This window comes from Claveliimonas sp. (genome assembly GCF_037273965.1).
In the GTDB taxonomy this organism is placed as follows: domain Bacteria; phylum Bacillota; class Clostridia; order Lachnospirales; family Lachnospiraceae; genus Claveliimonas; species Claveliimonas bilis.
In genome coordinates this window covers 33499-40536 of the sequence record NZ_JAYAZJ010000066.1, presented here as the reverse complement: position 1 = coordinate 40536, position 7038 = coordinate 33499, and the positions used below count along the sequence as shown (strand labels likewise).

Annotated in this window: 6 protein-coding genes; all 6 read right to left on the bottom strand. The window is 43.5% G+C overall.

Annotated elements, in window-relative coordinates; all coding sequences use genetic code 11:
* Window positions 1-79: 79 nt before the first annotated feature.
* The gene (locus WJ238_RS05320) at window positions 80-1180 is read right to left on the bottom strand and encodes an ROK family protein (protein ID WP_337606345.1); all 1101 of its coding nucleotides are present in this window, start codon (window positions 1178-1180) and stop codon (window positions 80-82) included.
* A gap of 169 nt (window positions 1181-1349) precedes the next feature.
* Complete coding sequence (locus WJ238_RS05315) at window positions 1350-2297, bottom strand: ABC transporter permease (RefSeq protein WP_230107181.1); 948 nt, start codon at window positions 2295-2297, stop codon at window positions 1350-1352.
* Between the two features lie 5 nt (window positions 2298-2302).
* Window positions 2303-3811, bottom strand: a complete 1509-nt coding sequence (locus tag WJ238_RS05310; RefSeq protein ID WP_230107182.1) for a sugar ABC transporter ATP-binding protein — start codon at window positions 3809-3811, stop codon at window positions 2303-2305.
* 80 nt (window positions 3812-3891) lie between these two features.
* Window positions 3892-4926: a sugar ABC transporter substrate-binding protein gene (locus WJ238_RS05305; protein WP_316266169.1), complete on the bottom strand. Its 1035-nt coding sequence runs from the start codon at window positions 4924-4926 to the stop codon at window positions 3892-3894.
* An 83-nt stretch (window positions 4927-5009) separates the two neighbouring features.
* The gene (locus WJ238_RS05300) at window positions 5010-5786 is read right to left on the bottom strand and encodes an SDR family oxidoreductase (protein ID WP_230107184.1); all 777 of its coding nucleotides are present in this window, start codon (window positions 5784-5786) and stop codon (window positions 5010-5012) included.
* Between the two features lie 196 nt (window positions 5787-5982).
* Window positions 5983-7032, bottom strand: coding sequence for an NAD(P)-dependent alcohol dehydrogenase (locus WJ238_RS05295; RefSeq protein WP_337606344.1), 1050 nt, complete (start codon window positions 7030-7032; stop codon window positions 5983-5985).
* Between the last annotated feature and the right edge of the window lie 6 nt (window positions 7033-7038).

Sequence of the window (7038 nt, the reverse complement as noted above, 5' to 3'; positions counted from 1 at the left end):
TGTCTTTCTTTTGAGGACTCATTTTCTAAACTTAATGACATTGAAGTTAAACTTTGTTACGTCCCCAGTTAATTTTTTATCAAATACTTTCAAAAAATTCATCAATAAAATAGATCGCTGCTCCGGCAGCTGCCGCTTCCACTTTATATTTGCAAGGAACAAGATATTCCCTGGCCGGATCCCCGAACGGATTTCTCGCATCTATCCTGTCGCAGAGATCTTCCATATATTTCTCAATATAAGCTCCTACATATCCGCCCAGAATAATATCAGAGTCAAACAACATCCGAAGATTGTGGATTCCCAACGACAAATTGTCCAAATATTTATCCCACAATCTAACTGCCTCTGCATCTCCGGCATCCAGAAGTCCAAAGAACCGTTCCAGGTTTCCATCTGTATACTGATCCAGAAGCGTAGAACGACACACGGTATCGAAACACCCCTTACGGCCACAGTAACACTGTTCCCCTCCTTCCGGCACAACTGTCATATGGCCCACTTCTCCGCCCTTCTGGCTGTTTCCTTCATAAATCTTTTTGTCAAACAGCGCTGCTCCTCCCACACTGTTACTGAGACTTAAGTAGAAGGCATTCTGTATATCCTGCTCTTTCCACACCTCTGCATACCCTGCTGCAATCGAATCGTGAAACAGCTTATTTCTGTAGGGAATATATTTGGCAATTCCTTCCCTTGTTCTTCCGCCGAAATTCAGGGTCATTCCATACGTGACAATTTCTCCATCCTGCGAGACCAGGCCGGGAACTGATATGCCAACCCCCAGAAAATCTTTGTCTTTTATTTTAGATTTTCTTTTTACCTCCTCGACGATCACGCCGATTTCCTGCAAATATCCATCATCATCCAGATTAAAATCACGCTTCCTCCGAATCATCTGGATCACATCCCCCGAGAGATCCACTGATACACAATTAATATGATGCGCTGTCAAATAGAGACCAATAGCTGCCCTTGCATTTTTCACGTAAGAGTAAGCTGTTGCATTCCTTCCGCCGGTATTTCGGATTTTATCGGATGTATCAATCAGATGCAACTCTTCAAGATATTGAAGATTATGGGTAATTGTAGGAAGGCTGAGCTTCAGCCCCACAACAATGTCCTGTTTCGAGACAGCTTGCTGCTCCCTTATATAATGATATATCAACTGACTCTTTTTCAAAATTTTAACCTCTCAATGTTCAAAAATATACAATTTAATACTACTATTCTGCACACTAAAAGTCAACTTTTGTTCCTCTGGAGAAAGCAACTCCTCCGGCAAAAACATCATATTGTCAGAAAATCCCAGCAATATAACATTGCCGGGATTTTCTTGGCCTATATGGAATTTAGTTTGCTTGCTTTTTATTCTGGATACAGTCAAATCCAACTGCAAGTGCCAGCACAATACCCATAACGATGTTCTGTGTATAGCTGTCGATGTTCATAAGAACCATACCGTTCTGGAGCGCTCCGATGATAAATGTACCGGCCACAACGCCTGACATTCTACCGGAACCACCGGCTACGGACACACCACCAAGTACAACACAGGTGATTACTTTAAATTCATAGCCTGTTCCTGCATTCGGGGCACCGGAAGCTGTACGGGACAGAAGCACGATACCTGCCAGTCCTGAGAAAAATCCGGAAAGTGCAAATACAAGATATTTTACTCTTCCTACACGGATACCGGAAAGCTTCGCTGCCTCCGGGTTACCTCCAACCGCATAGAAATAACGGCCGAAATAGGTCTTGTTCAGGATAAAAGCTCCTACTATGAAGCAGATAATCATGATAATAACAGGAACCGGAACAGGTCCTACATACCACTGGCCAAATACATTGAAAGATTCTGTAAATCCATAGATCGGCATACCATCACAAATGATATACGTCAATCCCGAAAAGGCGGTCTGTGTCGCAAAGGTCGCAATCAGGGCCGGGATGCCGATAGTGGATACCATAAAACCGTTCAGTACACCTACCAAAGTAGAGAGTACTAAAGTAATCAGTGTTGCCAGAATCCAGTTTACTCCGGCATTTACCATCAGGTAAGCACAGACAACATTTACAAAAGACATGATCGAACCGATAGAAAGGTCGATGTCAGCCAGCAAAATAACAAATGTCATACCGATGGAAGCAATACCAAATACAGCCACCTGACGAAGCAGTGTAAATATATTGCTTGGGTTTACAAATCTTGGGTTTGCCACCGTAAATCCAATAACAAGGACTACTAATACAATCCAGATGGCATGTTCTTTTAATTTAGATCCTACATTACTCTTCATATGGTTTAACCCTCCTCCATTCTCGCTGCGGATGCATATGCCATGATCGTTTCCTGGCTGAACTCACTCTTCTCCAGAGAACCGGTCATATTTCCTTCTGAAAGAACAACAATACGGTCAGACATACCCATAAGCTCCTCCATTTCGGAAGAGATCATGATGATCGCCTTTCCTTCTTTTTCTACCAGCTCGTTCATCAGCTTATAGATTTCATACTTCGCGCCTACGTCAATACCTCTTGTAGGCTCGTCAACAATAATCAGTTCTGCATCAGCAGCCAGCCATTTCGCCAGAATAACCTTCTGCTGATTACCACCACTTAAATTCTTGACAAGCTGCTGCAGCGACGGAGTCTTGATCGCCATACTCTTTTCATATTTCTCTGCAGTTTCTCTCTCAACTTTGGAATTGATCACGCTTAAAGTCGAGTTTCTCTGATAGATCGGCATATTGATATTGTTTTTAATAGACACTCCCAAAAGTGCGCCATGACGCTTTCTGTCCTCAGGTACAAGGGCAATTCCGATATCAATTGCTTCTCTCGGACTCTTGGGATTAATTTCCTTGCCTTTAAAATATATCTCTCCGGACTGTTTTTTTACTGCGCCGAAAATCATCTGCGCCAGTTCTGTACGTCCCGCTCCAACCAGGCCTCCAAGACCGAGAATCTCACCTTTATGTACCTTCAGACTGATATTTTTATCACCGTTTCCGGTCACATCTTTCAATTCCAGTATTACTTCATTTTCGTCTATGCAGTCTCCTCTCGGCGGATAGGTCTGTGTCAGCTCACGTCCTACCATAAGCTTGATCAGCTCCTGGACATGACTCTCTTTTGTAATAAGAGTCTTGATGTATTCGCCGTCACGAAGAACAACAATTCTGTCTGACAGACGGTAGATTTCTTCCAGACGATGAGAAATATAAATAATTGAAACTCCCTCTTTCCGAAGTCTTTCCACCACTTCAAACATACTTTCAACTTCCGCGCTTGTCAAAGGTGCGGAAGGTTCATCCATAATCAGTATCTTCGCATTCTGCTGGATTGCCTTGGCAATTTCCACCATCTGCTGATATCCGACGGTCAGATTCTTCATCAGAGCCTTCGGGTCAATTTTAATATGCAACTGTTCAAACGCTTTGGCAGCCTCTCTCTCCATAGCCGCCTTGTCGATAACAATTCCTTTTTTAATAGGCCTTCCCAAAAATAAGTTTTCTGCTGCCGACAGTTCCTTTACGTTATTAAATTCCTGGTAAATAATCGCAATTCCATTCTCTGCTGCCAGCTGCGGTGTCATGCTTGTAAATTCTTTTCCATTGACTATAATCTTCCCGGAGGTGGGGATAACTGCTCCGGAACAACATTTGATCAGGGTAGATTTTCCGGCTCCGTTTTCGCCGATAAGGGCCAGTATCTCTCCCGGTTTCAACTCCAATGTAACATCCTTCAGCGCAACAACACCCGGGTATTCTTTTCTTATATGCTGTAACTGCAATACATATTCTTCACTCATGTTCGTCCCCCTGTGGCTTATATTATTTAGAGGCGGAATACACCGCCTCTATCTTGTCTTCCTGTTACCGAAGGTTGTTATTACATTCCTGCGAGGATATCATCAATGTTATCCATGTTGATAACAGATGTCGGTCTGAATGTATTGTGATCTTCTCCCTGGAAATCATCATCGCCTGCTGCTGCAACTTTCTCAATCATTTCCAGACAAGCAGATGCTGTATCTGTATTGGAACCTTCAAATCCTACGATACCTTTTGCTGCTTCATCGCCAGCTTTGATGGAGTCTAACTGCTGCATTGTAACGTCAGTTGTAAATACTCCAACATTTGCCGGAATTTTTCCAGCTCCGCCGTAGTGCTGAAGAAGTGCCTGGTTTGCGCCGTTCATCGGGCCTGCACCTGTTCCAACGAATACCTGGCAGTCAGGATGCGCCTGAAGAACTGTCTCAACGTTTGTCTGAGATTCCGGAGCTTCCAGACCTTCTGTTGTTGCTACGATCTCATAGTTATCTTCACAGTATTTTTCCAGTCCGGATTCAATACCCTGCTGTCTCTCTAACAGAACCTTTGTAGAAGGATATCCGATAACGCATACTTCTGCTTTATCATCTGCTGTAAAGTTTTCGTTGATAAATTCAGCAGCCAGCTTTCCGATCTCTTCACCGAGGGCTGTATTGTCAAGTACCCAGTTGGCTGTGGTGTTTTCCATCTCATCATCCCAGCACATTACTTTTACACCGGCGTCAAGGGCTTCCTTACAAGCCGTTTCAATAGCGTCCGGATCGGATGGATGAACCATGATTACGTCCACACCTGTTGTAACAAAGTTCTCAATCTGTCCAACCTGTGTTGCAGCGTTGTCTTCACAGTCGATCAGAGTATACTCATATCCTTTGTCTTTCATGAGTTCTTCCAGCTTGGACATAACGCCTGCCCAGTAGTCGTTCTTAAGGGACTGGATCGTAATTCCTATCGTCAGAGAACCATCCCCGCCTTCCTCAGAACCGCTGTCTTCGCTTCCGCTGTCGCTTGCCGGCGCTTCTGATGAGCAACCCATCGCCATTGCTGAAACCATAGCCGCACACAGCAAAATACTTACAACTTTCTTCTTCATACATTTTCCTCCTTGAAAATAAATATTTTTATAGCCTCTGCTAATAGCTATCGCAATAAATAACCTCTGGCCTTTAGAAGTTTTTAGAAGCAGGTAAATGCTCCGTCCACAACAATGTCCGATCCTGTTGTAAATGTACTTGTATCTCCTGCCAGATATACCAGAATTGACTGAAGTTCTTCCGGTTTTCCAACTCTTCCCATCGGAGCCATCTCATTCCACTGTGCCATCAGAGGTTTCAGGTGTTCTGCCTCAAGGATCAGCTCTGTTCCGATATATCCCGGGCTGATGCAGTTTACGCGGACGCCTTTTTTCGCCCATTCAACAGCAAGAGATTTTGTCAGAAGGATCACGCCTGCCTTAGATGCATTGTATGCACACTGTGGCTGCGGTACATTTACGATATGTCCTGACATGGAAGCTGTATTGATAATGGAACCGTATCCCTGTTTCAGCATCTGTCTTCCTGCTGCTGTTGCACACAGGAATACTCCGTTCAAATTGATATCGGTTACTTTTCTCCACTGCTCATATGTCATTTCTTCTGCTGGAACATTGATACAAATTCCGGCGTTATTAAAAGCAGCATCCAGCTTTCCGTATGTCTCAACAACCTTTGCAACCATAGCTTCAACCTGTTCCTGGTTGGTTACATCCGCCTGGATCGCAATTGTCTTTGAGCCTGTAGCATCTGCAATTTCTTTTGCTACTTTTTCAGCTCCTTCCAGATTGATATCTACGATCGCCACATCAGCTCCTGCCTCTGCAAAAGCCATTGCCGCACATCTTCCGATTCCGCTTGCGCCTCCTGTTACATAGATTGCTTTTCCATCAAGTCTCATGCTTTCAATAATTCCCATTTTCTTTGCTCCTTTCAGCCTTTCCTATTAAAGAAATTAGTTTTATTTATTTCTTTAATAAAATGGTTTTACAAATCTATTTTATGCATTTAATTATATACAACTCTTTTTCTTTGTACAAGATGCAATATTTCACAATTATTTTTTTAACATTTTATACAAATTGCATAATGTTATTTATTTAGCAATCTGGGTATTATTTAGCAATTTTCACAACAGCCTTCACAATCTCTGCTTTTTCATTTATGCTTCGATCCATGGCATTCTGGATGTCATCAAAGTCAAAAATATGTGTTGCAATTTCTTTCAAATTTACTTTTCCCTGTGCCACCGCATCAATTGCCATCGGGTAAATGTGGCGGTAGCGGAATACCGTCTTAAAAGTAATCTCTTTATCCAGAGCCAGACTCATCATCATATTCATCATGCCTGTCTTTCCATAACCGACAAGAACTATATTGGATCCTTTCCTTACGACCTGAATGGCCTGATTTGTGGTAATCTCAGTTCCGGCAGTCTCAATGGCAAGGTCAAAACCTTCTCCGTCTGTCAGTTCTTTTGCTTTCTCCAGCACATCCACATCCTTGCTGTTGATCACGCCGTCCGCGCCAAGTTCCATAGCCTTGTCCAGCCGCTTCTGCATAATATCAACCACATATACTTCTGATACTCCGCTTGCTTTTAAAGCCATCATAGATACAAGGCCGATACATCCCGCTCCAAATACAACTGCTTTCTGTCCGATATGAGCGCCTCCCTGATTCGCCGCATGAAAACCAACTGCCAGAGGCTCGATCAGAGCTCCCTCCAGTGTGCTCACATTATCGGGAAGTTTAAAGCAAAGAGCAGCCTCATGAGCCACATACTCCTGGAACACTCCGTCTACCGGCGGAGTAGCAAAAAAGACAACATCCGGACAGAGATTATATTTGCCTTCTCTGCAAAATTTGCACTTGCCGCATGTTTTTCCCGGCTCCAGGGCAACACGGTCGCCCACTTTCAAATGAGTCACATTTTTTCCGACTTCCACAACAGTGCCTCCCGGCTCATGTCCAAGAACAAACGGAGGCTCTACCACATAGTCTCCTATCCTTCCCATCTCGTAATAATGCATGTCGCTGCCGCAGATTCCGACATATTCCAGTTTTACCAACACCTCGTCATCCTTCGGAACAGGAATTGGTCTTTCGGTATATCCCATCTTTCCAATTCCGTTCATCACAGCAACTTTCATATTTCCTTCCATCACAAT

Excerpts from the sequence above, each read along its gene's own strand:
- WJ238_RS05315 (WP_230107181.1), bottom strand. The coding sequence starts at position 2,297 with ATGAAGAGTAATGTAGGATCTAAATTAAAAGAACATGCCATCTGGATT.
- WJ238_RS05310 (WP_230107182.1), bottom strand. The coding sequence starts at position 3,811 with ATGAGTGAAGAATATGTATTGCAGTTACAGCATATAAGAAAAGAATAC.
- WJ238_RS05305 (WP_316266169.1), bottom strand. The coding sequence starts at position 4,926 with ATGAAGAAGAAAGTTGTAAGTATTTTGCTGTGTGCGGCTATGGTTTCA.
- WJ238_RS05300 (WP_230107184.1), bottom strand. The coding sequence starts at position 5,786 with ATGGGAATTATTGAAAGCATGAGACTTGATGGAAAAGCAATCTATGTA.
- WJ238_RS05295 (WP_337606344.1), bottom strand. The coding sequence starts at position 7,032 with ATGGAAGGAAATATGAAAGTTGCTGTGATGAACGGAATTGGAAAGATG.